This is a genomic window from Pontimicrobium sp. MEBiC06410, assembly GCF_053601615.1.
The window spans coordinates 1-3319 of the sequence record NZ_JBSHNT010000049.1; the positions used below are offsets into that span (position 1 = coordinate 1).

General features: G+C 33.5%; 2 protein-coding genes and 2 pseudogenes. All 4 read left to right on the forward strand.

What is annotated here, in order from left to right; all coding sequences use genetic code 11:
- Positions 1-166: 166 nt before the first annotated feature.
- A pseudogene (locus ACVC08_RS00290) lies at positions 167-397 on the forward strand (integrase core domain-containing protein); the annotation flags it as partial.
- A 49-nt stretch (positions 398-446) separates the two neighbouring features.
- Entirely contained in the window at positions 447-1175 is a 729-nt protein-coding gene (locus tag ACVC08_RS00295; protein ID WP_452600519.1) for a carboxypeptidase-like regulatory domain-containing protein, read from the forward strand.
- Between the two features lie 526 nt (positions 1176-1701).
- Entirely contained in the window at positions 1702-2904 is a 1203-nt protein-coding gene (locus ACVC08_RS00300; RefSeq protein WP_452600520.1) for a T9SS type A sorting domain-containing protein, read from the forward strand.
- A gap of 88 nt (positions 2905-2992) precedes the next feature.
- Positions 2993-3181, forward strand: a pseudogene (locus tag ACVC08_RS00305) (IS1182 family transposase); the annotation flags it as partial.
- Positions 3182-3319: the final 138 nt, after the last annotated feature.

Genomic DNA, 3319 nt, shown 5'->3' on the forward strand with positions numbered 1-3319 from the left:
TTTTGCATAACTAAGCTCTACAGCTTTATGTTTAAATTCTTTGGTGTAAAAATTTCGTGGTTTTGACATTGTTATTTTATTAAAGTTTATAAATATATAAACTCGCTTCTTACTGTCCTGTCAAATATAGCATGTCCAGTCTTGTCAAATGTAACATTTCCAAGAAAATCATTGTTACGAAAACGGAATCGCAGAAAGAGTTAATGGAATTTTAAAAGATGAATTTTATCTAGATTAAACCTTTAAAAACGTAGCTCACGCAAAAATAGCTACAAAAAATGCAATTAATTTATACAACGAAATAAGATTACACTTATCTTTATACTATAAACACCTAATATGGTATATAAATTATCAGCTTAATTCAATTTTAACCTGTAGCCATATTTCAGGATAAGACATTTTGAATTAATCATTATTTTAACTTTATTTAAACAATATACACCATGAAAACATTTAAATTCAATTTAATTCTACTATTACTTGTATTAGGAACTTCTTGTAGTGATAGTAATGATAATGACACTCCTTCTCCTACATCAGCCAATATTTCTGGTTCTGTTAATCTTTTTGATGACGGAGTAACTGAAATCGACAATTCTAATATGACTGTGAACGTAGAAGGAACTTCAATATCCACTACTACGAATTCAAATGGTCAGTACACTTTATCAAATGTGCCGTTTGATACTGTTACCCTAGTTTATGAAAAAAATGGCTATGGAACATTCAAAAGATTTAATATTGACCATAGTACTAGTGATACCTTTATTGCAGAAACGCCTTCGCTTGGTCAGCTATCCACAACTTCTATTACGAATCTTACCGCTACCAATAACGGAACAGATATTACACTCGCTGCCACCACAGACCCTGATGGAAATGTTGGGAATACAAGGTATATACGTTTCTTTTTCTCCACGCAATCTAATGTTAGTAACACAAATTACGAAGCTGTTTTAGAAACACTTCCATCACAGATAAATCCTCGGAATTTAAATCTTACCAATGTATCGTTGGTTGCACTCGGATTTAGCAGTGGTCAAACAGTTTACGCAAGATGTTATGGAGAGTCTTTCTGGTCAAACCAATATGATGAACCGAATTCGGAAAATACTATTTTTCCTAATCTTAATCCAAATTCAGCAATTGCAGTATCTTTTGTAGTACCATAGGGTAGCATGGAAACAGTATGAGTAATTAATGTGTTTTCTTATTGTCTCAAAACTTCTAAAAAAAGCTAAAATGAGATTTGTCCTGATAGAAAATATGTTTAATCAATTTTGATAGCTGAGAAAAAATCGAATACAAATTAAAATAAACAATAAACAGAGAATAATGAATACTCTTATATCACAACGTTATTTTAGACTTTTATTAATCCTAATAATGCTAGCTGTAGCTTTTAAGCTTGACGCACAAAACCCAGGTGGAGTATCAGGGGCCAACCTATGGTTAAGAGGAGACACTGGGACTACTCCTGCGTCTGGTAATCTCACTAGTTGGGTAGATCAAACTGGAACGAATACATTTACAATTCAATTTGATCCTAAAACTGGAACAAGGTTTATTAACTTTAACAATACAGTAGATTTTGAAGGTGATCTTGGAATCGGTGATTGGCTAGTAGGTGATACCCCCATAAAATTTCAATCGCTTTTTGCTGTCATTAAAAGAGATGATGACAACTTTAATACTGTTATGAGTGCCAGTGAGGCAACCGATAATGTTGGCTACATGATGAAGGGTGACCAAATGGGAACAGGAAATAATCTAGTAACTCCAAACGATTTTTATTTTCAATCAACTGGTAATCTGGGAAGCGAAAAAGCCAGGTTAGGTCTAATTGAAATCGTCCCAGGTTCTGGATCAAATTCTAGGTCGTATATAGATGGACAGTCTTTCGTTACCGAGAAATTTGCAGGAAACCCTACAGCATTTACAGCGGTTGCCTTTACATCAATACCTTTAATTGGTATTTCACAGGACAGTAACAACAGAAACCCTTTCAATGGTCAGATTGCCGAATTGATTATGTATCCATCTTTATTAACAACTGATGACAGGAATAAAGTACAATCTTATCTCGGAATGAAATATGGCATCTCATTGGATCCGTCCATTGGAAATTATACCACGTCTGCGGGAACTTCAGTATGGAGTAATATGACCTACTGGAATGATGTCTTTGGTATAGGTCGAGACGACACCAGTAGTCTTAATCAATCCGAGTCCAACAGCATTAGTACTGGTAGTGGTGATGGTACAGGTCAAAGTGGTAAAGGTAATATTGTTTTAAGCAATCCATCTTCTTTAGATGATGGAGATTTTTTAATGATTGGCCACGATAATAATTTTCTTACTCAACAATCTACAGAGTTGCCAACAGACTTAGCGTCCAATCAAAGAGTTGGAAGAGAATGGTTTGTACAACAAACTGGAGCCATAGGCACTGTCGATTTAACTTTTGATATTGCTGGTCTTTCCATAACTGGAACTAACCCCACTGATTTTATCTTACTTGTTGATACTGATAGCGATTTTAGTGATGCATCAATAGAAATAGTAGCTACTTCTTTTACTGGATCAGTTATACTTTTTGATGATATCTCCTTGCCTAATGGTTCTTACTTTACTTTGGTTACTCCTGATAGTACTTTAAATATAAATGACAATGATATACTTAGTACTAAATTTTCGTTTTATCCAATTCCAACTAAAAATCAATTCTATATTGATACAAAAGAAGAATTTAAAGGAAAATTGTTTTCTATTAACGGATCGATATTATTAAATACTTTTACAGACAAAACAATTAATTTATCTACATACAGTAATGGTATTTATATCCTTCAAATTGAATACCTAGGTAAAGTATATCATAAAAAAATTCTTAAGAATTAATGTCTGCGATCTTGAGGTAAGAATGACATTATTCATTGTATGTCTTGATAAACTAAAAACTGCACACAACAATGGTAACCGTTGACACGGTATGGTAAGTGAGCATACCCATGCAATAGACTCAGCACCTATAAAAGCAAATGTCTTTATGGATAGTTTAGAGTTAAAAGTCCCAGAAGAAGACTTAGAAAAGCACCTACATAAACTAAGGCATATAAGCCAGCGAGATAAACGCAACAAAACCCATTACAGTCCAAGTGACCCTGATGCCAAAATATGGACTTGCAACAAAAAACTGGACAAAAAGAAGAGAGATTATGCTGCTAATTTTTGATTGTTCATTTCTGTTTCAAATTCTTCAATAGATTTTAAGCCTAAAGCCGTGTGTAATCTTTTTCTATTATACCAAGTTTCA

Excerpts from the sequence above, each read along its gene's own strand:
- ACVC08_RS00295 (WP_452600519.1), top strand. The coding sequence starts at position 447 with ATGAAAACATTTAAATTCAATTTAATTCTACTATTACTTGTATTAGGA.
- ACVC08_RS00300 (WP_452600520.1), top strand. The coding sequence starts at position 1,702 with ATGAGTGCCAGTGAGGCAACCGATAATGTTGGCTACATGATGAAGGGT.